General features: G+C 69.0%; 26 protein-coding genes and 1 pseudogene. 19 read left to right on the top strand and 8 right to left on the bottom strand.

Annotation, left to right across the window (positions count from 1 at the left end; all coding sequences use genetic code 11):
- Positions 1-8: 8 nt before the first annotated feature.
- The 4 genes from ACGFNU_RS38270 (at position 9) to ACGFNU_RS38255 (ending at position 1,369) form a co-directional block, all read left to right on the top strand.
- Positions 9-404 carry a RidA family protein gene (locus ACGFNU_RS38270; RefSeq protein ID WP_392601680.1) on the top strand — a complete coding sequence of 132 codons (396 nt, stop codon included), beginning with the start codon at positions 9-11 and terminating at the stop codon, positions 402-404.
- Positions 405-557: 153 nt separating this feature from the next.
- Positions 558-734 (top strand): hypothetical protein, encoded by a 177-nt coding sequence (locus ACGFNU_RS38265; RefSeq protein WP_392601471.1) that lies wholly within the window; start codon positions 558-560, stop codon positions 732-734.
- Positions 735-792: 58 nt separating this feature from the next.
- Positions 793-1,089 (top strand): squalene/phytoene synthase family protein, encoded by a 297-nt coding sequence (locus ACGFNU_RS38260; RefSeq protein ID WP_392601470.1) that lies wholly within the window; start codon positions 793-795, stop codon positions 1,087-1,089.
- Positions 1,090-1,096: 7 nt separating this feature from the next.
- Positions 1,097-1,369: a DUF6114 domain-containing protein gene (locus tag ACGFNU_RS38255; protein ID WP_392601469.1), complete on the top strand. Its 273-nt coding sequence runs from the start codon at positions 1,097-1,099 to the stop codon at positions 1,367-1,369.
- A 318-nt stretch (positions 1,370-1,687) separates the two neighbouring features.
- Here ACGFNU_RS38255 and ACGFNU_RS38250 read toward each other — a convergent pair whose 3' ends face one another.
- Positions 1,688-2,356 (bottom strand): class I SAM-dependent methyltransferase, encoded by a 669-nt coding sequence (locus ACGFNU_RS38250; RefSeq protein ID WP_392601468.1) that lies wholly within the window; start codon positions 2,354-2,356, stop codon positions 1,688-1,690.
- 61 nt (positions 2,357-2,417) lie between these two features.
- On the opposite strand from ACGFNU_RS38250, the gene ACGFNU_RS38245 reads away from it, so the two are divergent.
- From ACGFNU_RS38245 to ACGFNU_RS38230, 4 genes are all read left to right on the top strand, one after another.
- The gene (locus ACGFNU_RS38245) at positions 2,418-3,056 is read left to right on the top strand and encodes a TetR/AcrR family transcriptional regulator (RefSeq protein ID WP_392601467.1); all 639 of its coding nucleotides are present in this window, start codon (positions 2,418-2,420) and stop codon (positions 3,054-3,056) included.
- Positions 3,057-3,332: 276 nt separating this feature from the next.
- The gene (locus ACGFNU_RS38240; RefSeq protein ID WP_392601466.1) at positions 3,333-4,049 is read left to right on the top strand and encodes an NADPH-dependent F420 reductase; all 717 of its coding nucleotides are present in this window, start codon (positions 3,333-3,335) and stop codon (positions 4,047-4,049) included.
- Between the two features lie 8 nt (positions 4,050-4,057).
- Positions 4,058-4,435, top strand: coding sequence for a nuclear transport factor 2 family protein (locus ACGFNU_RS38235; protein WP_392601465.1), 378 nt, complete (start codon positions 4,058-4,060; stop codon positions 4,433-4,435).
- A gap of 136 nt (positions 4,436-4,571) precedes the next feature.
- Entirely contained in the window at positions 4,572-4,781 is a 210-nt protein-coding gene (locus tag ACGFNU_RS38230; protein WP_392601464.1) for a hypothetical protein, read from the top strand.
- Between the two features lie 85 nt (positions 4,782-4,866).
- On the opposite strand, the gene ACGFNU_RS38225 is transcribed toward ACGFNU_RS38230, so the two are convergent.
- Positions 4,867-5,796, bottom strand: a complete 930-nt coding sequence (locus ACGFNU_RS38225) for a hypothetical protein (protein WP_392601463.1) — start codon at positions 5,794-5,796, stop codon at positions 4,867-4,869.
- A 558-nt stretch (positions 5,797-6,354) separates the two neighbouring features.
- Here ACGFNU_RS38225 and ACGFNU_RS38220 point away from each other — a divergent pair.
- The 3 genes from ACGFNU_RS38220 (at position 6,355) to ACGFNU_RS38210 (ending at position 8,910) form a co-directional block, all read left to right on the top strand.
- Entirely contained in the window at positions 6,355-7,089 is a 735-nt protein-coding gene (locus tag ACGFNU_RS38220) for a cutinase family protein (RefSeq protein WP_392601462.1), read from the top strand.
- Positions 7,090-7,240: 151 nt separating this feature from the next.
- The gene (locus ACGFNU_RS38215) at positions 7,241-7,903 is read left to right on the top strand and encodes a HEAT repeat domain-containing protein (protein ID WP_392601461.1); all 663 of its coding nucleotides are present in this window, start codon (positions 7,241-7,243) and stop codon (positions 7,901-7,903) included.
- Positions 7,900-8,910: a HEAT repeat domain-containing protein gene (locus ACGFNU_RS38210; protein WP_392601460.1), complete on the top strand. Its 1,011-nt coding sequence runs from the start codon at positions 7,900-7,902 to the stop codon at positions 8,908-8,910. The genes ACGFNU_RS38215 and ACGFNU_RS38210 overlap by 4 nt, the downstream gene beginning before the upstream one ends.
- 3 nt (positions 8,911-8,913) lie before the next feature.
- Here the strand turns inward: ACGFNU_RS38210 and ACGFNU_RS38205 are convergent, their stop codons facing one another.
- The gene (locus ACGFNU_RS38205; RefSeq protein WP_392601459.1) at positions 8,914-9,264 is read right to left on the bottom strand and encodes a DoxX family protein; all 351 of its coding nucleotides are present in this window, start codon (positions 9,262-9,264) and stop codon (positions 8,914-8,916) included.
- 112 nt (positions 9,265-9,376) lie between these two features.
- Here ACGFNU_RS38205 and ACGFNU_RS38200 point away from each other — a divergent pair, with 112 nt between their 5' ends.
- Complete coding sequence (locus ACGFNU_RS38200) at positions 9,377-10,039, top strand: LysR family transcriptional regulator (protein WP_392601458.1); 663 nt, start codon at positions 9,377-9,379, stop codon at positions 10,037-10,039.
- Positions 10,040-10,446: 407 nt separating this feature from the next.
- Complete coding sequence (locus tag ACGFNU_RS38195; RefSeq protein ID WP_392601457.1) at positions 10,447-10,740, top strand: hypothetical protein; 294 nt, start codon at positions 10,447-10,449, stop codon at positions 10,738-10,740.
- Here ACGFNU_RS38195 and wrbA read toward each other — a convergent pair.
- Complete coding sequence (gene wrbA, locus ACGFNU_RS38190) at positions 10,737-11,372, bottom strand: NAD(P)H:quinone oxidoreductase (protein WP_392601456.1); 636 nt, start codon at positions 11,370-11,372, stop codon at positions 10,737-10,739. The two genes, ACGFNU_RS38195 and wrbA, sit on opposite strands and share 4 nt — an antisense overlap.
- A 123-nt stretch (positions 11,373-11,495) precedes the next feature.
- Here wrbA and sigJ point away from each other — a divergent pair, with 123 nt between their 5' ends.
- Together sigJ and ACGFNU_RS38180 are read left to right on the top strand one after the other, a co-directional pair.
- A complete protein-coding gene (gene sigJ / locus ACGFNU_RS38185) occupies positions 11,496-12,380 on the top strand; it encodes an RNA polymerase sigma factor SigJ (protein ID WP_392601455.1) in 885 nt (294 codons plus the stop codon).
- A gap of 103 nt (positions 12,381-12,483) precedes the next feature.
- Positions 12,484-12,948 carry a nuclear transport factor 2 family protein gene (locus ACGFNU_RS38180; protein WP_392601454.1) on the top strand — a complete coding sequence of 155 codons (465 nt, stop codon included), beginning with the start codon at positions 12,484-12,486 and terminating at the stop codon, positions 12,946-12,948.
- A 76-nt stretch (positions 12,949-13,024) separates the two neighbouring features.
- Here the strand turns inward: ACGFNU_RS38180 and ACGFNU_RS38175 are convergent.
- Positions 13,025-13,228, bottom strand: a pseudogene (locus tag ACGFNU_RS38175) (transcriptional regulator); the annotation flags it as partial.
- A 508-nt stretch (positions 13,229-13,736) separates the two neighbouring features.
- Here ACGFNU_RS38175 and ACGFNU_RS38170 point away from each other — a divergent pair.
- A complete protein-coding gene (locus ACGFNU_RS38170; protein ID WP_392601453.1) occupies positions 13,737-18,416 on the top strand; it encodes a family 78 glycoside hydrolase catalytic domain in 4,680 nt (1,559 codons plus the stop codon).
- Between the two features lie 151 nt (positions 18,417-18,567).
- On the opposite strand, the gene ACGFNU_RS38165 is transcribed toward ACGFNU_RS38170, so the two are convergent.
- Entirely contained in the window at positions 18,568-19,179 is a 612-nt protein-coding gene (locus ACGFNU_RS38165; protein WP_392601452.1) for a dihydrofolate reductase family protein, read from the bottom strand.
- Positions 19,176-19,856 (bottom strand): hypothetical protein, encoded by a 681-nt coding sequence (locus ACGFNU_RS38160; protein ID WP_392601451.1) that lies wholly within the window; start codon positions 19,854-19,856, stop codon positions 19,176-19,178. The genes ACGFNU_RS38165 and ACGFNU_RS38160 overlap by 4 nt, the downstream gene beginning before the upstream one ends.
- On the opposite strand from ACGFNU_RS38160, the gene ACGFNU_RS38155 reads away from it, so the two are divergent.
- A complete protein-coding gene (locus ACGFNU_RS38155; protein ID WP_392601450.1) occupies positions 19,818-20,093 on the top strand; it encodes a hypothetical protein in 276 nt (91 codons plus the stop codon). The genes ACGFNU_RS38160 and ACGFNU_RS38155 overlap by 39 nt on opposite strands.
- 70 nt (positions 20,094-20,163) lie before the next feature.
- The gene (locus ACGFNU_RS38150) at positions 20,164-21,036 is read left to right on the top strand and encodes a LysR family transcriptional regulator (protein WP_392601449.1); all 873 of its coding nucleotides are present in this window, start codon (positions 20,164-20,166) and stop codon (positions 21,034-21,036) included.
- Positions 21,037-21,367: 331 nt separating this feature from the next.
- On the opposite strand, the gene ACGFNU_RS38145 is transcribed toward ACGFNU_RS38150, so the two are convergent.
- Positions 21,368-21,682, bottom strand: a complete 315-nt coding sequence (locus ACGFNU_RS38145; RefSeq protein WP_392601448.1) for a hypothetical protein — start codon at positions 21,680-21,682, stop codon at positions 21,368-21,370.
- A gap of 209 nt (positions 21,683-21,891) precedes the next feature.
- Between ACGFNU_RS38145 and ACGFNU_RS38140 the strand changes: the two genes are divergently transcribed.
- A complete protein-coding gene (locus ACGFNU_RS38140) occupies positions 21,892-22,656 on the top strand; it encodes a hypothetical protein (protein WP_392601447.1) in 765 nt (254 codons plus the stop codon).
- Positions 22,657-22,756 lie beyond the last annotated feature (100 nt).

Below are 22,756 nucleotides of genomic sequence, written 5' to 3'. Positions count from 1 at the left end.
ATATGGCGATCGAGCGCACGGCGGTCAACCCGGTGACGTGGTCGGTGGAGATGGGATTCAACCAGGGCGAGGTCGTCTCCGGAGACACCCGGACCCTGTACATCTCCGGGCAGACCGCGATGGACGCCGACGGCAAGCCGCAGCATACCGATGACATGGCGGCGCAGCTCGCGCTGAGCCTCGACAACCTGGAGGCCGTGCTCGGCGAGGCCGGCATGTCCCTCTCGAACCTCATCCGGCTCAACGTCTACACGACCGACGTCGACCTGCTCTTCCAGCACTACGGCGTGCTGGCGTCGCGGTTGGGCGCCTCCGGGGTGGCGCCGACCACCACGATGCTCGGAGTGACCCGGCTGGCGATCCCCACCCTGATGGTCGAGCTTGAAGGCACCGCCGTCGCGTGATGTGGCCTCGCCGCCTCCGGCAGGTCCTGCCGGAGGCGGTACGCGGTCACTCAGGGAACTCATTTGATTACTGTCCGGCAACGAAACTGTTTCTTGCTGACTGACTGGCGTTCGGACAGGGTGAGGTCCAGACGGCCCCGGGAGGCCCTCATCATGCTGGTGCGGCGGTGGCTGGACGCGGCCGGGATCGCCGATCCGCGACTGCGGCTGGCCTACACCGCCTGCGTGCGCACGGTCGTCGCACGTGAAGGTGATGCCGCGCGGCTCTCGGCCCGGCTGCTGCCGGCGTCGTTACGGCCGTACGGGTTCTCGCTGGTGGCTCTGGTGTGACGGCCGATGATCTTTCGGACACCGGAGATCCCGCGGATCGGCGGCGCCGGCTGGACGCGTGGGCGGACGCGGCGCTGAGCGCGGTGGCGGCCGGTGGGGGGCGCGATGGCGCGGCTGGGGTGGCCGATCTTCCGGCACCCCGACGCGTCCGGCCCCGCCGCCCGCGCTGCCGGCGGATGTCGGCGAGGCGGGACAGCTCACCGACATCCTCTGCGATCTGGCAGTGGATCTGCGCGAGCACCGGCTCTACCTTCCGCTGGCCGACCTGGACCGGTTCGGGGTCGAACCGGACGATCTGTATGCCGGTCGCTGGTCGCCTTCGGTGCACGCACGCACCGAACGCGAGTGCTTCTGACCTGCGCATGACCCACCACTTCCAAGCCTGGCGACATCGTCGCCCCTTCGGCGCGGGCCTGCTCACCGCCTTGGCCGGAGCCGAAATCCTCTTGGCCCCCGTCATCGGCGTCGGCCTGGTCATCAACACCGGACTCGCCGGAACGTCCGGCTTCCTGCTCGGCATCGTCCTGATCGGCCTGGGACTGGCGTTCTGGGCGGCGCCTGCCCATCGCACCCTGACCGCGGTATTCACCATCGCCACCGCATTCGCCGCACCAACCCGGGAGGCTTCCTCATAGGCCACCTGCTAGCCCTGACAGGCGCCGCCGCAGGCATAGCCTGGACCCCTCCCCCGAAAACACAGCGCCCAGTCCCCCACCCTCCCGCAGAAGAACCCTGATCCCCACCACGGGCCGACGCCTATCGAACCGCTCCACGCGCACCCGACCCGGCTTCAAGCGCTATACCGGCAGCCGCGCAAAGCCTGGTTGATCTTGAGCGCGTGTATCCGGATTGCGCCAGAAGATCCCTTTCGTCATCCAGCCCCCGGCCGGTGTCCGCCCGCGACTACGGCGGGTTCGGTGGCCTCGGAAGAACACCGGCTGGCTGATGGCCTTCTAGGCGTTGCGGCGCAGTGTGAACCAGAAGGTCGGCACCGAGTTGGTGCCTGGTGTGACGTCGAGTAGGTCCCAGCCGGGGAACCTGGCGCGGAGCTCGTCGGCTGTGACGCCTGCCGCCCACGACGTGACCTCGGGGATCGGATTGCCGAGCGGCTCGGGACCGTACCCGAACATCAGCAACCGTGCTCCGGGAGCGGCGCGGTGGGTGAGCCCGGCGGCGTAGGCGTCGCGGCGGTGCAGCGGGATGCCGCAGTAGCAGCTCAGGTCGAAGAACAGGTCGAAGGGACCCGGCACGTCCAGCTCGTCGAGGCGGGTGGCGTCTCCGTGCAGCAGCTCTACCGCCACTCCCGCCGCCGCGGCCTTCTCCCGGGCCTGGCCGACGGCTCGGTCGATCAGGTCGACGGCCGTCACCTCCCAGCCGTGGCGGGCGAGGTAGGTGGCGTTGGTCCCGGTGCCGCAGCCCAGTTCCAGGGCGCGGCCGGGTGGCAGCGCGTCGTGGCCCTCTACCAGGGCGACCAGCTCGGGTGGCGTCACGCCGGTGTCCCACGGTGGCTTGCCGGTGCGGTAGTAGCCCTGCAGCGCGCGGTGGACGGATTCCTCCTCACGGTCTCGCTGCGTTGAGGCCGGGTCCGGTTCCGCCTTCTGGGTGTCGTTGGGCTGGTTCATTGTCCCCTCCAAGTCTTTAGAGTTGAACTCTAGTGATGGACTCTAGAGATATACTCGCAATATGGACGAGGTCAAGCGGCCGGACAGGCGGGCCGAGCGCTCACGCCGCACCCGCGAAAAGGTCGTCGAAGCGGCTCGTGAGCTGTTCGTCGCGCAGGGTTACGGGGCGACGAGTCTGCAGGAGGTCGCGGACCGGGCGGGCGTGGCCGTCCAAACGGTCTACTTCGTCTTCGGCAACAAACGCACGCTGTTCAAGGACGTCGTCGACACGGCCATCGCCGGCGACGCCGAGCCGGTCGCCACCATGGACCGTGAGTGGTTCCGCGTCGCATGCGCCGAACCCACCGCCGCCGGGCAACTGCGCGCGCACGTCCACGGCACCCGCGAGATCCTGGGCCGGGTCGCCCCGATCATGCCGTTGATCGCGGCCGCCGCGGCCACCGATCCGCAGATCGCCGCGCAATGGCCCGACGGCCCCGACCCGCGCTACACCGTGCAGCACGCCGCGGCCCAGACACTGGCCGGCAAGCCCGGAGCCCGCCCCGACGTCTCCGTCCAGACGGCCGCCGACCTGCTGTTCGGGCTGCTCAGCCCGCAGCTGTACCTGCTCTTCGTCCAGGACCGCAACTGGTCGCCGGAAGAGTGGGAAGAGTGGGCCTACGCCACCTTGGCCGCCCAGCTCTGCACCACCCTGCGGTAGGCCCGGGTTGCCTTGAGAACCGTGGCCACGACGACCACACTCAGGCCGCCCCCTACTTTGGGGTCGTGAGTCTCCCACCACCATGCGATGGCGGAGAGCGGCAAGGGATGCGGGTTGCGTGTTTGCTGGTGAGGCGACGTTGATCCGGGTAGAGGTACGACTGGCCATCGGGCCAGGACCCCGCCCTCGGATGTTCGCGTCGTCGTGAACATAGGGTGGGCTTCGGCCGCCTATGTGGTGGGCTCGCTGCGGCACCTTTACGAAACTGGGGAACGCATGTCGACGTTGGGAATCATCGGGAGCGGAAGCATCGGGACGGCGATCGCGCGTCTGGCGGTGGCGGCCGGCATTCCGGTCGTCCTCGCCAACTCCCGTGGCCCAGAAAGCTTGGCCGACCTCGTCAGCGAACTGGGTCCGCCGGCCAGTGCGGGCACGCGGGAGCAGGCCGCGCAGGCCGGCGAGCTGGTGGTGCTGTCGGTCCCGCTGACCGCGATCGAGGCCATCCCCGCCGAGATCCTGCGGGGACGAACGGTCTTGGACACCACCAACTACTACCCCTTCCGCGATGGCCGGGTCGCCGAACTCGACGCCGGCACGGTGACCACCAGCGAACTGGTCCAAAGGCACCTGGCCGGGGCGCACCTGGTGAAGGCGTTCAACAACATCCTGGCCCACCACATCCCGCAGCTCGCCCGCCCCGCCGACACCCCCGAGCGCGCCGCCCTGCCCATCGCGGGCGACGACGAGGGCGCCAAGAAGGCGGCTGCGGCGCTGATCGACCGGCTCGGCTTCGACACCGTCGACGCCGGACCGCTCTCAGAAAGCTGGCGGTTCGAGCCGGAGGCCGCCGCCTACACCCGCATGTACCTCGCCGACCCGGCCACGCCCGACGACCGGATCCTGCAAGCTCCCGGCGCCCCGGTGCCAGCGGCGCAGGTCCGCGCCGCGCTGGCCCGTGCCGAACGTGTACGAGTCGCCGACCGAACCTTCTGAGCCCGAGCATGGACAGAGATTCCGTCGAAAGGTGGGTCGCCGGGTACGAGCGGGCTTGGCGTACGCCCGGCACTGAGCCGCTTGCCGAGCTGTTCTCGCCGGACGTGTCGTACCTGCCGTCGCCATGGGCGCGACCGATCGTGGGCCTGACGCGGCTCGGCCCGTGGTGGGAGGCCGAGCGCGACGGCCCCGGCGAGCCGTTCACGATCATGAGTGAGGTCGTGGCCGTCGACGGGGGGACGGCGGTGGTGCGGGTCGAGGTCGAATACCCGGGCGACGACCCCGTGCGCTGGCGCGACCTGTGGATCCTGCGGTTCGGCGGCGACGGCCGCTGCGCCGGGTTCGAGGAGTGGCCCTTCGCCCCGGACCAGCCCGACGGGCACTAGTACTTCCGGTGGAGTGGCGGCCGAGCACTACTGCGTTCTCAGTACCGGAAAGTGTCGGCAGCCGCATGACGACGTGAGGGCCCTCGCCTGACCAGCATGGATATCGATCCGAGGTCAGACGTGGAGGGCTTCTGCCGTGGCTGTTCTGCTGTATCGACTGGGCCGTTGGGCCTTCCGGTGGCGCCGGTACGTCGCCTTGCTGTGGGTGGCGGTGGTCGGTATTCCGGTGCTGGCCAAGATGGGCCTTGCCGCTGCCGCGGCGATCGTCGTCGCCGTGGTCGTCGCGCTGACCGTCATCGCCTACCAGACCGGCCTCGTCCAGCCCGGCCCGCCGGTCGGCCCCTAGCCGAGGCCGCGCGAACCCGCACCGATCGCGCCCTGATGCCTGCGGCGGGCGCCCTAGGGCTGGGGGCGCCCGCCGTTGCAGGGGCTCAGGCGTTGGTGGTGATCTGCGCGTCGCCCCAAGGAGCGCCGAAGCCGCGGCCCCACACGGTGCCGGTGCCAGGGACGGCGACCAGTTGCTCGATGCCGTCACGGGACGGGCCGAACTGCTTGGTCCAGGTCGTGCCGTCAAAGGTGTGCAGGGTGTACTGGTTCGACGGCTCCGCGGCCGCCCATATCCTGCCGGTCCCGTCCTGGGTGATGGTCCGGATGGTGAGCCCGGCGGGGAGTGTCACCTGCGACCAGTCTCCGCCCGTCTTGTGCCACAGGCGGGGCGCGATGTCGTCGTACAGGTCGAGGTCGGTCACCGCGTAGAGGCCGGACGAGCCGTTGGCCGCGACGATGACCGGCTCGGCGGCGGGGGGATCGACCGTCTCGTAGCGGTCACCCGTCCACTTGGCGTTGGGGACGAGGGGGGACGCGTCCCAGCCGGAGCCGTTCCACTTGTAGAGCGTGTTGTCGGTGTACGACATGGCGTAGACGCCGCTGGCGCCGGCCTCGATGTCCCTGATGTTCGGAGGCGGTGTGACCTTCTGGAACGCGGTGCCGTCGAAGCGTGCGAAGTACTTGTCGCCGGTGACCCAGACTTCTCCAGGGCGCGCGGCGACCTGGTAGATCGAGCCTTGGCCGCTCCAGCCGTTCAGCGGGTACTCCTTCCAGCTCGATCCGTTCCAGCGGCGGACGACCGGGTTGCCGTAGCTGGCGGGCAGCGGCAGAGCGGGGATGAAGCCCTGGAGACCGCCGATCCAGACGTTGTCGGGTGCGGAGGCGGCGATGTCCAGGATGCGGTTCTGCCACCACAGGAAGGGCAGCGGCACCGGATGCCAGGCGGCGGCGTGCGCGGTTCCCGGGGTGAGCAGGCCGATCGCGAGGGCGACGGACGTGGCGAGCCCGCCGAGACGACGTGAGGGGAGTTTCATGAACACTGATATTCGTGGATCGTCCGGCTTTTCGCCAGTGGGAATCCCGCATATTTTTGTAGGCCACTTGGGGGCCGGTCACTAAACGAAACGACCCGCTATCAGTATTGCGACCGCCGGGGTCGTCCCGTGCCAAGTCATTGACCGCGTTCGTCCAGGAAGAGCGATTCCTGGAGCGACACAGACGTAGAACTCCACGTTGGCGGATACGAGCTTCCAGAATCGCATGATGCTTCTTTGCGACGAGTGCGCACGGCCCATTAGCGATCCTCGTGGAGGAGCGTCCGGTATGTCATTGACTATCCGCGCAAGGGATGTTGCCGTTCCGTGCAGCGGATGTCGTCGCTCCGGCGTCAGAGTTCGTCGACTGCCTGGCGCCGGTGGTCACCGGGCCGCATGCCGTGGGCGGGGCCGGTTGAAGTGCGCCGCGTCGGCGGAGGTGGCTGCGTATGACAAACGTCCGCCGCCTTTCCGCTCAGTTGGATGCGTAGTCCGGCGCGGGCGTCGTCGCCAAACTTCGGGCCGAGTCTCCCCACCCCGAGCGGAAGGAGCCGCGTCATGCGGTGCTTCACTCACAGATCCGGCCGGCGAATCGCGACGGGCGCGGCCGCCATGGCGGTGGCCGCGGCAGGCGTGTCCGCCGTCGCCGCGGCGCCCGCGGCGGCCGCCGCGGCCGAGTGCAAGGCGGTCAGCGTCATCTCCGCCCGCGGCACCTGGGAACCCCAGGACGGAAGCTGGCTGCAGAAGCCGATGGGCGATCTGATCCTGCAGAAGTTCCCCGGCCAGTCGAAGTACACCGAACTGACCTATCCCGCCCAGCCGTCGTTCAACACCAGCGCGCCGGTGGGCGTCGGCAACCTGATCAGCACCCTCAACTCCGAGACGCAGGCGTGCCCCAACCAGAAGTACATCCTGCTGGGCTACTCCCAGGGCGCCGGTGTGGTCGGCGACGCGCTGGCCGCCACGTCCGCGCGGATCTGGGGTGCCGACAAGGGCACGGTCAGCTCCGCCGCCAGCAACAAGATCGTTGCCATCGTGATGTTCGGCGACATCCGGTTCCGTGCGGGCGAGCCGTACAACGTCGGGACCTTCGAGCCCGGCAAGCAGTCGGAGAATCCCCCCGCCAGGCCCACGGGCGCCCTCAGCACGTACGCCTCCCGCATCCAGAACTACTGCGTTCGCAGCGACTTCGTGTGCCAGGGCAGCACCGGCAACTTCCTCGCTCACCTCTCCTACTTCACCAACGGAATGCCCACCCAAGGCGTTAACTTCGCCGTCGCCAAGGCCAGCTAGCCGAAAACGTCCCGGCTCCGAGCGGTCCTGACCGGACGATCGCCGGGTGATTCTGGCGGGGCGTTCTCCTGGATCGCCGGGAGGACGCCCCGCTTGACCTTGACACGGTGACAACGTCTTTACTGGGGCCAGGGAGGTGGTCCCGACAATCATGTCGAAACAGGACACGGATACGCTTCGAGCCTTGCAAGGGCTGGACAACGGCGACCCGTCGGTGCGGCTGAAGGCGGCCCTGGCGGTCGGCACGCACCCTGACCCGCGGTTCATCGGCAAGCTCATCGAGCGATGCGCGATCGAGCCCGACTTCTACGTGCGTGACATGCTGACCTGGGCGCTCACCTGCCACTCATCGTCCGAGACGGTCCCCAGGCTCATCGCCGAACTGAACTCGGAGCGCGCGCAGGCACGGAGCCAGGCGTTGCACACGCTTTCCAAGATCGGGGAATCCCTGGCATGGCCGGCGATCACGCGGGCGCTGCTGACCGACGCCGACGACGAGGTGGCACGGAGCGCCTGGCGGGTAGCGGTCATACTCGTCCCCGAAGGCGAAAAACTCGAGCTGGCCGAAGTGCTGGCGACGCAACTCGGGCGCGGCGAGCGCGCGACGCAACTGAGCCTCAGCCGAGCGCTGATCGCGCTCGGTGACGTGATCATGCCGGCCCTGCGTGCCGCGATGAACGAGCCCGATCCCCGTGTCCGCCGGCACGCGATCGCCACGGAACGACTGGCGCGCGACCCGGAGGCCGGATTCGAGTTCGCGATCGAGGAGGCGAAACGCGTCATGGCCCTCGGCGCAACCGGCCAGGAGGGGTGACAGTGCTGATCGGCGAGGTGGCACGGCGGTCCGGGGTGAGCGCCCGCATGCTGAGGCACTACGAGTCGCTCGGTCTGGTGCGGCCGACGGGACGCACCGAGGCCGGCTATCGGGAGTACTCCGGCGAGGACATCCGGCGGATCTTCCATGTCGAGAGCCTGCGGTCGCTGGGGTTGTCGCTGCGTGAGGTCGGGTCCGCGCTGGACGATCCCGGTTTCCAGCCGTCCGAGCTCGTCGCCGATCTCATCCGCCAGGCACGAGAACGCATCGCGGCCGAGACGGCGCTGCTCACGCGGCTGCGTCGCATCGACGCCGCCGGACCCGCCGGCTGGGAGGACGTCCTCCAGATCGTCGCGCTCCTGCACGCCCTGGGATCGGAGAGCGCCGGGAAGCGGCAGCGCGCGGCCCTGTCGTCCATCGCGGAGGTTCCGGTGCCGGCGGAAGCCCTGGTCGAGGCGGCGTTGAGCGAGACGGACCCGGTCGTCGCCGGAGCCCTGCGATGGGCTCTGGCGCAATCGGGCGAGGACGGATTGGCGCTGCTGGGCGAGGGCCTCGGCTCACCGGCGGCCGACGTACGGAAACGCGCCGTCCAGTCCATCGCCGAGATTTCGAACGATGAGGCGACCGCCTTGCTGCGGGACGCCCTCAGCGACACCGACATCGTGGTCCGCAGATGCGCGGCCCTGGCGCTCGGAGCGCGCGGAGTGTCCGAGGCCGTCCCGACCCTCGTCGACATGATCGTCCATGAGGTGAACGACGTCGATGCGGCCGATGCGCTGGGCGGGCTGGCCAGTGATCCCGCGTTGGCGGAGCAGATCGCCACGAGGCTCATCGACCGCCTCGCCGACGACGCCATCGGCGCGCCTGCACGCCTACGGCTGACACAGGCGCTCGCGGATATCCCTGGGAGCGCAACCTCACGCGTCCTGGCAGATCTGTCACATGACCAGGACCGCGCTGTCGCACTCACTGCGACATACATCCTCAAGCTGCGCGACGCACGATAACTGCTAGCGGACGGTGGCGAGGGCAAGAGAGGCGATGGCCAGCGCCAGAAAGCCACCGGGAACGGCGATGTTGTAGAAGACCCGGGCGCGGACGTGCGCCACGATCGCGCCGACGAAGAACAGAACGAGTCCGGCGGCGGCTGCGACGCCGATAAGGCGGACCCCCAGGAGACCCAGAATGAGTCCCGCCGCCCCCGCGACTTTCAATGCGCCGAGCAAAGGGACCCAGGACGGGGAAACGCCCACCTCCTCCGAATTGGCGAGGACGAACTTCGCCCGCGCGAGGTCTGCGATGGCAATGCCTGCGTTGGCCGCGACCGTGATGACGGTGACCACAACGTAAGTGAGGAACATTCCGGATGGCTTCTCCCGCCGAATCTATAGGCGAGCCCTTCGCCCGCTCACCGCACCAGCCTCACCGCAGCCGCCGCTTGGCGTCCAATACCTGCGTCTATAACCTGGCGGCATGGACGTCGACACCCGGCTACTGCGGTATTTCGCCGTCGTCGCGGAAGAAGGGAACCTGACGCGCGCCGCGGAACGGCTCTTCGTGTCGCAACCGGCGCTCACCAAGCAGATCAAGCAGCTCGAGAACCTGCTCGGCGTCCGTCTCTTCACGCGGTCACGGGCCGGCATGGCCCTCACCGAGCCGGGCCGGGTTCTCGCCGAACAGGTGCCCGACCTGCTGGCCGGCTGGGACCGGATCCTGCGGGAGACCAAGGGCGCGGCCAGCCGGGCCGAGCGCGTGCTGCGGGTCGGCTATCTGGCCAGTGCCGCCAACGAGGCGACGCAGCACATCATCGCGGCGTTCTCCCGGCGCCGGCCGGACTGGCGGGCGGAGATGCGGCAGGCCGACTGGTCGAACCCGACCGCGGGGCTCGCCACCGGAGACGTCGATGTGGCCCTGGTGAGGCTTCCTTTCCCCGGCCAGCACACATTGCGGCTGGAGATTCTGCTCACCGAGCCCCGCTGCATCGCGCTTCCCACAGCCCACCCCCTCGCCGCCAGCGAGGTGATCTCGTTCCCCGACCTGTGGGACGAGCCGTTCGTCGCCGCTCCCGCCGACGACGGCGACCCCGTCATCCAGGACTTCGTCCGCTCCTGCCTAGACCACCGCCCACCAGCATGATCGTCATACCCGATGAGCTTCACGGCGAGATGTGCGCATCAGATTCTGTCGCGGCACAGGTGACGCCTCACTGGCAACTCCACCAGATCGGCTAGCGAGCGATGAAAAGCGGCCTTATCCGAGCTTGAGCTGGGCACAGCCATGCTCGGTTAGCTCGTCATGACGGGCGGGAGGACGGTGACGAGCCGTCCGTCTGGAGGGTGGCGGACGGCGACCATCACCCAAGCGACCCCATGCAGACCTGGGTGTTCCAGGTAGGGCTGCCCGCCCCGCTTGGCATCGGGTAGGTGGCCGGAATTGGACTGGGTCTCGTTGAACGTTCGTCCAAGATGATCCGTGATCCCTGCGAGGAGGGACCCAGGCCCCGGCCGGTTCGCCGGGGCGATCCGGAAGCAGGGAGCTCGAGAATGATGCTTTCCCGACGAATGACCCGGGGCGCGCTACTCGCGGTCGGTTCCGCCGCCGCGCTGGTGGCCGCCGCCGGACCCTCGCTGGCGAGCGGCGCGCTGTATTGCGGCGCCGGCCGCGGTCTGACCCGCGACGTCGCCATCCAGTCCGCGATCGACGACGCCAACGTCTCAGCGAGTAGCGACGGCAGGTTCCACTGCGTGCTCGACGGCGAGCCCCAGGTCTTCGAAGTCTTCGACGACCCCTACTTCGGCCACATTTTCCGCGCTTCCGTGACCATGAACTGCGACTAGGCCCGACCGGCGGAGGGCGGCGGCGAGTCGCCGTCCTCCTGGGCCGTCCGGGTCAGAGAGGCCGTCATGTCGACGACCCGGCGGGCCTGGTGGCGGGCTGCCTGCAGAGCCACTTCGCCAGGGGGACCATCGCCGGCCACGTGGGAGGTGCCGTAGGGGTTGCCCGACTGGAACTGGATCGGGTCGGTGTAGCCAGGGGGCACGATGATGCCGCCCCAGTGGTAGAACGTGTTTCCCAGAGCGAGAATGGTCGACTCCTGCCCGCCGTGAGCGGTGTTGGACGCGGTGAACGCGGAGTAGACCTTGTCCGCGAGCCCACCCTGGAACCACAGGGGGCCGGTGGTGTCAATGAACGCTCGCAGCTGGCTCGCCGGGTTTCCGAAACGGCTGGGCGTTCCGAACAGCACCGCGTCGGCCCAGGCCAGGTCGTCCAGGCTCGCCTCGGCGACGTCCGAGGTGTCCTGAAAGTGTCGGGCCCAGGCCGGGTTCGCGTTGATCGCTTCCGGCGGGGCGGTCTCGGCGACCTTGCGCAGCCGCACGTGCGCGCCGGCCTTTTCCGCGCCCTCAGCGGCGGCTTGCGCCAGGGCGTGCACGGTGCCGGTGGCGCTGTAGTAGATGATCGCGACGTTCATGTGCTTCCTTTCGGTTCATCGCTACGACGAGACAGCGCGCCGGATTGTGAGGTGCCTCGCCTCACAATCCGCGGCGCTGTGTCGTCGAACTGAGAGAAGGCGAGCGAGGGGAACGGCGGCACCATGACCACAGGACACGACCTGGGCGCGATCATGAGCGAGCGGCGGCAGCTGATCAATCTGGCGTACCGGCTCCTGGGCTCCCTGGCCGACGCCGAGGACGTCGTGCAGGAGACCTACGTCCGCTGGTACGCCATGTCCCCGCGGCAGCAGAACGCCATCGAGGCTCCCGGCGCCTGGCTGACCAGGGTCGCCGGCCGCATCTGCCTGGACCTGCTCGGCTCGGCACGGGCCCGGCGCGAGAGCTATGTGGGCGAATGGATCCCCGAGCCGCTTCCCGGAGCAGCCGACGGCACCGTGACCGATCCGGCCGATCGGGTCACTCTGGACGAGTCGGTCAACATGGCCTTCCTCGTCGTCCTCGAATCGCTGACCCCGGCCGAACGCGTCGCGTTCATCCTGCACGACGTCTTCCGCTACCCCTTCGCCGAAGTCGCCGAAATCGTCGGCCGTAGCCCGGCGGCGTGCCGCCAGCTGGCCTCGTCAGCCCGGCGCCGCATCCGCGCGTCGGAGCCTTCCTCGGCCCTGGCGACCCAGCGCACCTGCGTCGTCAGCGCGTTCAAACAAGCATGGGAGGCCAAGGACAACAACGCCCTCATCGGCCTCCTCGACCCCGACGTCACGGCCACCGGCGACGGTGGTGGACTGGTCACCGCCGTGCTCCGCCCGATCACGGGCGCCGAGCAGGTCGCGCGCTTCTTCACCGATCGGGCCCGCCAGCTGGCCGACGTGACGATCCTGGAGCGCGCGGTCAACGGTCAGGCCGGTCTGGTGGTCCAGTTGGACGGCGTCACCGTGTCGGTGCTGGCGTTCGACATCGCGGACGACCGGATCAAACACATCTGGGCAGTGCTCAATCCCGAGAAGCTCCGGCCCTGGACACGCTGATGCACGGCTGTCGCGCGCGAGCCGGGCGGCTGTAGGCTCCGGACATGTCGCTGGATCTTGGGATGTCACCGTGCGGTGAACCGGCCGTCCGCCTGGGGTTTTCATGAGGGTGCTCGACCCGCGCGACCGCGTCGCGCTCGCCGACATGGTCGCCCGGTACGCGCTCTACGCCGACCACGTCAAGTACTCCAGTCTCGTGGGTCTCTTCGCCGACGACGGGGTGCTCGTCCTGCCGGACCCGCCCCAGCGGCTCGGGCCCGTCCGTTCCTTCAAGGGACGGGACGAGATCGCCGAGGCGTTGCGCTCGCTGGAGGGTTTCGCGCTCACCTCGCACCAGATCGTGGGCCAGGTGTTCGATCCAGGACGCGAGAACGCGACCGCGACCGGGCAGATCGCCTGTGTGGCGCACCACCTCGTCGAGGAGGTGCCCGGAGAGCCCACCGACTTCGTCTGGCACGTGCGGTACACCGACGCCTACCGGCGTGAGAACGGCTTCTGGCGGATCGCGCGCCGGGCGTTGCAGATCGACTTCATCGAGAAGAGACCGGTCTGGAACTGGAGAGGGTGACGCAGCGGGCGTCGCCGGCTCCGAACTCCTGGGCGGCCGCCCAACTGGAGAGAAGAGCGAACCTGCCGGCGGACGGTGCGGTGCGGGCGAGGTCGAACAGGTGCCCGCGTTCGAGCTGGGTGTAGTAGTCGACGCTGACGCCGGCGAGCATGGCGACCTCCTCGCGGCGCAGGCCGGGCACGCGCCGTTCGCCGCCGTAGTCGGGAAGCCCCGCCTGCTCGGGCGTCACGTGCGCGCGGCGGGAGATCAGGAACTCCCGCACCTCGTCCTTCCTGCTCATGTCCTCCACCGTAGATCTGTGAGGTGACCTGATGCGCGCCGGCGGCTGTCCATCCGGGCCGCGCCGTACTGGTTGACCGCAGCTGTTGCGCTGCGCCTGCCTGCCTCGGCCTCGCTAACGCCCGCCCGGGCGGGGCGGGCGTTGTGCGTCAGACGGTCAGGAGGACCTTGGTGGCGCGGCGCTCGTCCGAACCTGGCGAACGCGCTCACTGGCAGGGGCTGGCAGCACCCCCCACCTGGACCATCGCCTAGGCCGGTCACCGCCGCCGCCACGCCTCAACGATGTGCACAATCAGTAGTGGATCACTCGCTTTGAGTATCGCATCAGAGTTTTCGTCGTCCGGGTCCGGGGCGGTGTCAGCGGGGGGCGGCTCCGGACGGCCTGCGCGCGACTGTTGACCTTCGTGACGTAAGCCACTTATATTCAGGTCAATTCCTAGCGATTAAAACGTTTTAATCACCCCTCCGAAAGCCCGGTGCCGGGCTGCTGGCTGGAAGGCATGGTGCGTATGGCGATTCACGTTCCACTTCGGCGGTCCAGGCAGGGAGGGATCAAGCGTCGGCTGACGGCGCTGGTCGCGTGCCTCGCGGTGTGCCTGGGGGGCCTGTCGGTGCCGGCCGCCGTCGCGGCGCAGGCGCAGGCGGCCGCCTCGCTCGCGGTCGGGGGACTGACCACGAACGGGCGCGTCGATCCGCTGGGCATACCCGGTCAAAATCCGGTCTTCGGCTGGATGTCGACGTCCTCGCGTCGCGGTGTCACACAGTCGGCGTACGAGGTCCAGGTCGGTTCTTCCCCGGGCTCGTCCGATGTGTGGAGCACCGGCCGCGTCGCCTCTGACCGGCAGGTGAACGTCGCCTACGACGGCCCGGCGCTTTCGTCGGGCACCCGGTACCACTGGCGGGTCCGCGTGTGGGATGGCCGGGGCTCGGCAAGTGGCTGGAGCGCGCCGGCCTGGTTCGAGACCGGGCTGCTCTCGGCGGGCGACTGGGGCTCGGCGGCCTGGATCGGCAAGCCGGCCCCCACGTACGAGAACTGGACCGACTACACGGCGACGTTGAGCTTCAAGCTCAACGACACCGCCTTCGGAACGTTCCTGCGCTCCCCGAACGCGAACAACGCCTACATGTGGCAGATCAATGTCGGAACCGCGGGTACCGACGTCCCGAAGCTGGTCCCGCATCTGCGGGTCAACGGCAACTACTCGGTGCTCGAAGCCGTGGATCTGCGGCCCTACGGCTTCACCCGTGACGCGCTCCTCAAGGGAACGCACACGGTGACCTACGCGGTGAGCGGCACCACCATCAAGACCACTCTGGACGATGTCGTCGTCGACACCCGGACGATGACGAACTTCGGCTCCGGCCGGGTGGGTCTGCGCACGCACGGAGCCGAGTCGGTGACCGTCAGTTCGTTCAAGGTCACCGGCGCTGACGGCACGGTGCTGGCGAATCCCGACTTCAGCGGCAACCCGTTCAACGGCGGGTCGTTCGGCGACCGGCAGGTCACCGTGACCGGGACCACCGACGCGTTCCTCCTGGGGCCGGATGACAACGGGCCGCTGCTGCGGACGGGCTTCAGGACCGGCCCGGGCAAGACCGTCAAGAGTGCCCGGATGTACGCCTCGGCGCACGGTGTCTACGAGCTCTCCCTCAACGGCCGCAAGGTCGGCGACCAGTTCCTGGCGCCGGGCTACACCGAGTACGCCAAGCGCATCCAGTCGCAGACCTACGACGTGACCCGCCTGGTCCGGGAGGGCGGCAACGGGCTCGGTGCCAAGCTGGGCGACGGCTGGTGGGCGGGCAAGATCGGCCTGTGGGGCAAGGGGCAGTACGGCAATGACCTGGCGCTCGTCGCACGACTGAAGATCACCTACGGCGACGGCAGCGTGCAGTGGGTCGACACCGGATCGGACTGGAAGTGGGCCCCCGGGCCGTTCGTGGCCACCGACAACCAGCTGGGTGAGACCTACTCCGCACGGTTCGAACAGCCGGGATGGGACGGCCCGGGGTTCGACGCCTCGGCCTGGAAGCCCGTCGCGGTCCAGCCGTCCGACACCGCCAAGCTGTCGCCTCAGCCCGACGAGCCCGTCCGTCAGACGGAGGTCCTCGACACGGTCAAGGTCACCCGGCCGAGCTCCGGCACGACCATCTACGACCTCGGGCAGAACATGGTGGGCGTTCCGCGCGTGACCATCACGGGCAAGGCCGGGCAGACCGTCCGGCTCCGGCATGCCGAGGTGCTCAACCGCGACGGCACGATGTACACCGCGAACCTCCGCGCCGCCTCGGCCACCGACTACTACACGTTCGCGAAGGACGGCACGGTCACCTACCAGCCGACCTTCACCCAGCACGGCTTCCGTTACATCGAGATCACCGGCCTGAGCCAGGCGCCCGAGGCGGCGGACGTCAAGGGCGTCGTGTGGGGCTCCGACCTGCCCGGCACGGGAACGTTGCGCACGTCCAACACCATGCTGAACAAGCTGGTCAGCAACGTCTCCTGGGGTGCGCGAGGCAACTTCCTGTCGATCCCGACCGACACCCCCGCCCGCGACGAGCGGCTGGGGTGGACGGGCGACATCAGCATCTTCGCCCCGACCGCCACCTATCTCAGTGACATGCGCGCCTTCCTCGGCAAGTGGATGACCGACGTGCGCGATGAGCAGCAGAGCAACGGATCGATCCCCGCCGTCGTCCCGGCCACCAACGGCGTGTTCGCGGAGAGCGGCGTGGGCTGGGAGGACGCCACCATCACCGTGCCCCACGCACTCTGGCGCGCATACGGGGACACCCAGGTCGTGCGGGACAACTACGAGACGATGCGCAAGTTCTTCGCCTTTGCCCGCGCCAGCGCCGGCGCGGACAACCTGGAGACCGGCCGGACGACGTTCTACACCGCCGACTGGCTTCACCTCGACGACCCGTCCAACCAGGGTGTCCTGGGTACGGCCATCTGGGCGCAGGACGTGCGGATGATGGCCGAGATGGCCCAGGCCGTCGGCCGCGACGACGAGGCCAAGGAGTACGCCGACCTCTACCAGGCCGTCCGCCGGTCGTTCACGGACGCCTACGTGGCCCAGGACGGCACGGTACTCGGGAACTCGCAGACCGGGTACGCCCTCGCGCTCGGCATGGACCTGGTCACCGACCCCGCCCGGAAGCAGAAGGCGGGCCAGAAGTACGTGGCCAAACTGGCGCGGACCGACAACCACCTCCGGACCGGCTTCATCGGCACCCCGTGGCTGCTGCCCGCCCTGTCCAACATCGGCCGGGCCGACCTCGCCTACACGCTGCTGCTCAAGGAGGACTACCCGTCCTGGGGCTATGAGATCAGGAACGGCGCGACCACGATCTGGGAGCGCTGGAACTCGATCCAGCCGGACGGCTCGTTCGGGCCCGTGGACATGAACTCGTTCAACCACTACGCCTACGGGGCCGTCGCCGACTGGATGTTCCAGAACATCGGTGGCCTGTCGGCACTCGAGCCCGGTTACAAGCGCTCCCGGATCGCTCCGGCGATCGGCGGCGGGCTGACGGAGGGCTCCGGACGCCTCAACACCGTGTACGGTCCCCTGTCGTCGACGTGGCGAACGTCCACGAGCGGTGTCGACCTGAAGGTCTCCGTGCCGGTGAACACCGTCGCCGAGGTGCACGTGCCGGCGAAGACGCGCTGGGCGGTCACCGAAGGCGGCCGGCCGGCGACCGGCGCACCAGGCGTTCGCTTCCTCCGGATGGAGAGCGGAGCGGCCGTGTTCGAAGTCGGATCCGGCTCCTACGGCTTCGGTGTCGACCCCGTTCTCGGCGGGCTCGGGGACGGCGCCGACGCGGTCAAGGAGCTGCGTGACCTGGTCGCGAAGCTCAACGCTCCCGGCGCACCGGCGGCGCGCGAGTGGACCAGGCAGGCCCAGGACTCCGTCAGCGCCGCGCGGGACGCCCACCTCGCCGGTGAGGAGAAGGACACGGCCAGGCAGGTGCACCGGGCCCTGGCACGCCTGGGCGACCTCAGCCGCTGGACGGCCTTGCAGGTGAGCAAGGGCCACCTGAGCGCCGCTGATGGAAAAGCGGTCGAGTCGCTGCACGACCGCGTCGAGGCCGAACTGTCGGCGGTCTCCGGGCTGGTCCTGGGAGCCTCGGCCACGATCGGGATGCCCGTCGGCGAATGGTTCCCGGGCTCGACCATCCCCGTCGCGATCGCGGTCCGGAACGCCGGGAAGCGGGACCTGACGTCGCTCACCGCGACACTCAAGGCCCCTTCCGGGTGGCAGGTGAGCGAGGCCGGGGGCAACCCCGAGCTCGTGAAGCCCGGTCAGACGGCACAGCTGCGGTACAACGTCCGGGTGCCGCAGAACGCCGATTCGGGACCGGCGCAGTTGGAGGGCACGGTCAGCTACGACTACCGGAAGGGAACCGCGAAGCTGCCCGTGGGCGCGTCCGTGGCCGTCGCCGCGCCGGTCATCGTCAAATCCGTCTCTCTTTCGCCGGCCAAGGTCGAGCCCGGGGGAGCCCTTACCGCGTCGGTCCAGCTCACCAACCGGACGGAGAACGCCGTGACGCGGAGCCTCGACGTCCAGGTGCCGACGGGCTGGACCGCACCCGCGAAGCAGTCCCACGACATCGCCGCGAAGTCCACCGTGACGGTCCCCGTCAAGATCGACGTACCGATCGCCCTCACCCAGGGCGACGCCACCATCGTCGCGGCCACCGGCGCCCTGCCGGAGGAACGCGGCACCGCGACGACCATGGTCGAATTCGTGAACCCCCCGGCCGACCCGGTCGACTCCGTGGATCTCGGGAACGCGGACTCGGAGACCGCGCACGCACTCACGGCGTCCGCGTCCTCGGGCACCAACACCGAGGCCGGACTGACCAGGCGCTACACCAACAACAGCGCGACCGACGGGTGGTTCGAGGTCGACCTGAAGGTGCCGGCGGGCCGGGCGTTCGTGATCCGGGCAGTCGAGACCTACGACTCGGCGCAGCTCAAGACCTACGACGTGATGCTCGACGGCCGTCTCCAGGCGCAGCGACGATTCCAGCGCACCGCGGGTGGAAACGGGACGGTGACCTATCAATTCGTGGTGCAACCGTCCGCGGACACCGCTGACGGTAAGGTCCGAATCCGCTTCCAAGACGTCCCAGGCGACTTCGACCCCTCAATCGCCGACATCTGGACAGTCCCGCTGAACTAAACGGTGGGCGGCCCGGGGAGAATCCCCGGGCCGCCTCAGTTCTCCCCTGCCGCAGATTGGCGGAACCGCGTCCCGACGGGGAACGCCGCGTGGCGGTGACCGTTTCCGACCTGCTGGAGTCCGAGGGCACGCTGGCGCTGACGACCTGGGTTCACGGGTTGACCTGTTCGGCCGGCGTGTACGTGTTGACGACGATGCCGCACGCGTACGGCTTGGAGCGTACAAGCGTCAGCCGGAGACCACCGGCGACGGACCGGAACAGGGACTCGCCGCGACCGACCGCCGTTGGATTGACGTACAACTGATACTCGTCGACCACGCCCGCGCCGGCGAGAGCGGCGACGAATCCCGTGCCGCCGAAGGCGATCATGTCGGCGCCCGGCCCTGCCTTGAGACGAGCGATGGTCGCAGCAAGCCCGCCTGCCGCCCATCGGGTGCGCGGCCATCGCAACGGACCGCCTTCGGGGGCCGTCGAGAAAACGATCTTCTCCGCGTCGCCGACCTTACGGGCGAAGGCGAAGTCGGGCTCGTCGGGATGACTCTCAGCGGTTCGCGTCCAGTGATCGATGTAGCCCTCCTCGACCATTGTGCGGCTGAGGAGTATCCGGTCGATCGCGCGGAACGTCTCGTTGAAGTCTCGTTTGAGCTCGTCGTCCCATGGCCAGTTCGGCCCCCAGTCCCAGACCTGCCACCGCACCGCCGGGTCGGCCGCTTCGACATGGCCGTCGGCGGACGTCTGCATCTGCACGATGAGTCTGCTCATGTGGTGACCCCGGCCAGCGCGGCGTGCGCCCAGTCCCGAAGCGAGGTGGACGTCGTGGTCTCGTCGTCGCGAGGTGCCAGTGCCCACGGCTGGGCGTCGTTGAAGCTGCGGGCGGTCTCGACGACAGCGTCAGCGAAGGACGGCGGCATGCCTGATGCGAGCATGCTCGCTCTCGCCGTCTCGTAGCCGACTTGCTCGTACGCCACGTCGGAGAGTCCGGCGGCCTCCGCCAGGATCGCTGTCGCCTCCGTCATCGTGAGGTCGGCGTGGCCGTGCAGCTCGTGGACGCCGAGTCGCGGATGGCGCTGCGTCAGCAGTTCGGCGGCCCGCTGCCCGACGTCGCGCGCGGCCACTGTCGGCATCGGCCGATGGGCGGTGAAGGGGGTGCGGAACACGCCGGTGTTCTCTGCCTGTGCCCTGAAACCGAGCCCGTCGGTGAAGTTCTCCATGAACCAGCCCGCACGCAGCACGATCGGCTCGGGGATCGAGCAGGCGCGCAGCCGCTCCTCCATCAGGGCCGCGCCGAGGGATGTGCCACGGCGCAGGTGCGCGTTCAGCCCGCTGAGCAGCACCACGCGAGGCACGCCGCTGCGGCGGATGGCGCGTTCGAGCCGTTCGGCGATCGCATCGTCGCGAGCATGCAGGTCCGCACTGGCAAGGTCGAAAGGAACGAGCACGAACGCCCCGTCGGCGTGCTCGAAGGCACGCTCGAGCGCCACGGCGTCATCAACGCCGATCCCGCGGCTGCGGGCAATGGCCCGTACGTCGTGGCCATGGCCGGTGAGGTGTCGCTCGACCGCACGCCCGGTCTTGCCCGTCGCGCCGACGACGACGTACGTGCGGCGCTCATCGTTTTTCACCACTGGTGCACCGCGATCGCGAACGTCACCATCGTTGTCTCCTTCGCTCGGTAACGACGATGCCGGGTGACGATCGATAGGTCCAATGCCAATTCTCGCCCGGACACATGCCTAGAATCTATGCATGGTGACTCTGGTGCAGCTTCGCGTCATCGACGCCGTGGGGCGGCATGGCTCGGTGACCGCGGCCGCGAAGGAGCTGCGGTACGCCCAGCCGTCGATCAGCCACCAGCTGTCCAGGCTGGAGACGCAGGTCGGTGCCCGCCTGGTCCAGCGGGTGGGCCGCGGGATCCGGCTCACCGCGGCCGGCCGCCTGCTGGCCGACCGGGCGACCGAGATCATCGGCCGGGTGGAATCGGCGACCGCGGAACTGGCCGAACTGGTCGGGTTGACAGCCGGCCGGGTCAGGCTGGCCGGCTTCAACTCCGTCATGAGCTCACTGGTCCCGCAGGCGGCGACCGTCCTCGCCGGGCAGCATCCCGGCCTGGAGCTGGGCCTGACCGACAGCCACCCCGAGGATGCGCTGGAGCTGCTCCGGGCCGGCCAGGTCGACGTCGCCGTCATCTTCCGGTACGACGACACCGTCCCCGAGGACGGCTCCGTCCGCCTGACCCACCTGCTCGACGACCCGCTCTACCTGCTCACCACCGGCGGCGGAACCCTCCTCGCCGACCACGCGAGCAAGCCCTGGATCGCGGGCTGCGAACGCTGCCGCCGCCACCTCGTCGAGATGTGCGAACGCGCCGGCTTCTCCCCGCGCCTGGCCTACACCACCGACGACATGGTCGTCATGCAAAGCCTCGTCGCCGCGGGGATGGGCGTCACCACCATTCCCGGGCTGGCCCTGCGCGCCCATCAACACCCCGCGATCACCGCCACCCCGCTGCCGACACCACCCCGCCGGATCTACGCGGCCACCTACGGCGACCCACCCGATCCACCCGCCACCGCCGCACTCCTCGACGCCCTCACCCACGCCGCGACCGTCCTGCGATAGGACCGCTATCGGGTCGCGGCCGTGCACGTACAGATCCGCGTGGCTGTAGCCGCTCGCCGCGAACCCGTACCGGACAACGGCCGTCACAGCCGGCGTCATGCGAGCCTCACGTCCCGGACCGCGAGCGACTGGGTGCCAATTTGGCAGGTCACCTCGCGGATACCCAGCGCATCCTTCAACATCTCGCGACATGCACGTGGTCGAGGCCAAAGCGCTCGCGACCCGCGTCGAGGGGCAGGGCCCGGCGTGGGGTTCCCGATCTCGTTCGACCGCCTCGCCGAGCGTGTGACGGGGGCCCGGACTGGTGCAGATGTGGCGGCGTCGAACCCGCTCAGCGGGTGAGGCCGTCGAGTGCGGCCTCTGCGTAGCCGGGCCACTGTTCGGCATGGGCGGCGGGGACGGCGACCCAGTCCTTGAAAGGGCGGTCCTTGCCGGAAGGGTCGAAGAGCTCGGCGCCGGGCAGTGCGAGTGCGTCGGCGTGGGTGGGGGTGCCGTCGCCGAGCCTGAAGGCGAGGAGGTCGCCCTTGAGGCAGGCGAAGGCCTTTCCGTGTGCTTTGAGGACACGCTTGCCGAACATCGCGCCGCTGGTGGCGCCGCGTATCGCGAGGTCTGCAGCGATCTCATCAAGAAGGTCGTCGGGGGTCATCGTGTGCTTCCTCGCGGCTGTTGGTAAACGGAGAACCGCCACGTAACCGGATCGGCCGGAGAACGCGCAAGCCTCGGATGAGAGGCGCCGGTAGACGTCTAACTGATCGGCGGGGGCCGGGGCGGAGACGGCGAAGGGGGCCTTGAAAACGGGAGGACGTGGGGCGGACGGGTCTGCCAGTCTGGCGAGCCGATCATGGAGGAGGCCCTATGCCGGACGGCGATGAAGCGCCCTTTCTCGGGGAGTTCAGTCAGCGGCTGCACAGCGGTGACCTCGGTGTCGTGTGCGATGCGCTGAGCGATTATCAGCAGGCGCAGGCCGACACCAGGTGGGGAGTGGACAACCCATACTGGCCGCTGAACAACGAGGTGCTCTTCGTCGCCCGCGACCTCCTGGACCGGTCGTCCAGGCTCGATGACGAGAACCGGCATCGGGCGCTGTCCTGGTCGCTCACCATGGTGTGGCACCTGGGTGAAGAGGCGGACGCCGACCGGATCAGCCGCGAGTACGGTCCCCGCGCCGCCCACCTCACCGCCCTGTCGGCACTGAGGATCGCCGCGAAGGACGACCTGTCCGTGCTCGCCGACTCGCTCGTGAGCGCCGGCTCGCTTCGCGACCAGGTCCTCGACACCGTGAGAGACGTCCTCTGGTCCGTCGACCACTCCCACCCCCGGCTCGTCCAGGCCCTTGGGGACATCGTGTGCGACGAAGCCGTCCCGACGAGCGAGCGCAGCCAGGCCTTGTATCTGCTGGGGGAGTTCCGGAGCGACAACTCCATCGACGTCCTCTTGAACGCGACCCGCTGCCCCGAACTGGAGATCCAGGCGGCCGCCGCCCTGATCCTCGCACGGGACGAGACGTTCGAAGAGCACCGTCCGATGATCGCGGCCCTCACCGCGAGCTGGCCCGCGGAGGAGGTCCCGACCGAAGTCATCGAAGTGCGCGAGCTTCTCGAAGACTCGGACGAAGAGTAGGCCCCCATCTTGATAGGAGGCCACCCGCACTCGTACCGCCCATGAAGACGCGCCAGGGACCGAACTCGACCAAGCATGGATTCTGTCGGCGCGGCCCGTG

Source organism: Spirillospora sp. NPDC048911 (assembly GCF_043198015.1).
Taxonomy (GTDB): domain Bacteria; phylum Actinomycetota; class Actinomycetes; order Streptosporangiales; family Streptosporangiaceae; genus Spirillospora.
This window is presented reverse-complemented; position numbering and strand designations above follow the sequence as displayed.

What these genes read in the sequence shown, in the direction of transcription:
- ACGFNU_RS38265 (WP_392601471.1), top strand. Translation starts at nt 558, where the DNA reads ATGCTGGTGCGGCGGTGGCTGGACGCGGCCGGGATCGCCGATCCGCGA.
- ACGFNU_RS38255 (WP_392601469.1), top strand. Translation starts at nt 1,097, where the DNA reads ATGACCCACCACTTCCAAGCCTGGCGACATCGTCGCCCCTTCGGCGCG.
- ACGFNU_RS38250 (WP_392601468.1), bottom strand. Translation starts at nt 2,356, where the DNA reads ATGAACCAGCCCAACGACACCCAGAAGGCGGAACCGGACCCGGCCTCA.
- ACGFNU_RS38245 (WP_392601467.1), top strand. Translation starts at nt 2,418, where the DNA reads ATGGACGAGGTCAAGCGGCCGGACAGGCGGGCCGAGCGCTCACGCCGC.
- ACGFNU_RS38240 (WP_392601466.1), top strand. Translation starts at nt 3,333, where the DNA reads ATGTCGACGTTGGGAATCATCGGGAGCGGAAGCATCGGGACGGCGATC.
- ACGFNU_RS38235 (WP_392601465.1), top strand. Translation starts at nt 4,058, where the DNA reads ATGGACAGAGATTCCGTCGAAAGGTGGGTCGCCGGGTACGAGCGGGCT.
- ACGFNU_RS38225 (WP_392601463.1), bottom strand. Translation starts at nt 5,796, where the DNA reads ATGAAACTCCCCTCACGTCGTCTCGGCGGGCTCGCCACGTCCGTCGCC.
- ACGFNU_RS38220 (WP_392601462.1), top strand. Translation starts at nt 6,355, where the DNA reads ATGCGGTGCTTCACTCACAGATCCGGCCGGCGAATCGCGACGGGCGCG.
- ACGFNU_RS38215 (WP_392601461.1), top strand. Translation starts at nt 7,241, where the DNA reads ATGTCGAAACAGGACACGGATACGCTTCGAGCCTTGCAAGGGCTGGAC.
- ACGFNU_RS38205 (WP_392601459.1), bottom strand. Translation starts at nt 9,264, where the DNA reads ATGTTCCTCACTTACGTTGTGGTCACCGTCATCACGGTCGCGGCCAAC.
- ACGFNU_RS38200 (WP_392601458.1), top strand. Translation starts at nt 9,377, where the DNA reads ATGGACGTCGACACCCGGCTACTGCGGTATTTCGCCGTCGTCGCGGAA.
- ACGFNU_RS38195 (WP_392601457.1), top strand. Translation starts at nt 10,447, where the DNA reads ATGATGCTTTCCCGACGAATGACCCGGGGCGCGCTACTCGCGGTCGGT.
- wrbA (WP_392601456.1), bottom strand. Translation starts at nt 11,372, where the DNA reads ATGAACGTCGCGATCATCTACTACAGCGCCACCGGCACCGTGCACGCC.
- sigJ (WP_392601455.1), top strand. Translation starts at nt 11,496, where the DNA reads ATGACCACAGGACACGACCTGGGCGCGATCATGAGCGAGCGGCGGCAG.
- ACGFNU_RS38180 (WP_392601454.1), top strand. Translation starts at nt 12,484, where the DNA reads ATGAGGGTGCTCGACCCGCGCGACCGCGTCGCGCTCGCCGACATGGTC.
- ACGFNU_RS38170 (WP_392601453.1), top strand. Translation starts at nt 13,737, where the DNA reads ATGGCGATTCACGTTCCACTTCGGCGGTCCAGGCAGGGAGGGATCAAG.
- ACGFNU_RS38165 (WP_392601452.1), bottom strand. Translation starts at nt 19,179, where the DNA reads ATGAGCAGACTCATCGTGCAGATGCAGACGTCCGCCGACGGCCATGTC.
- ACGFNU_RS38155 (WP_392601450.1), top strand. Translation starts at nt 19,818, where the DNA reads ATGCAGGTCCGCACTGGCAAGGTCGAAAGGAACGAGCACGAACGCCCC.
- ACGFNU_RS38150 (WP_392601449.1), top strand. Translation starts at nt 20,164, where the DNA reads ATGGTGACTCTGGTGCAGCTTCGCGTCATCGACGCCGTGGGGCGGCAT.
- ACGFNU_RS38145 (WP_392601448.1), bottom strand. Translation starts at nt 21,682, where the DNA reads ATGACCCCCGACGACCTTCTTGATGAGATCGCTGCAGACCTCGCGATA.
- ACGFNU_RS38140 (WP_392601447.1), top strand. Translation starts at nt 21,892, where the DNA reads ATGCCGGACGGCGATGAAGCGCCCTTTCTCGGGGAGTTCAGTCAGCGG.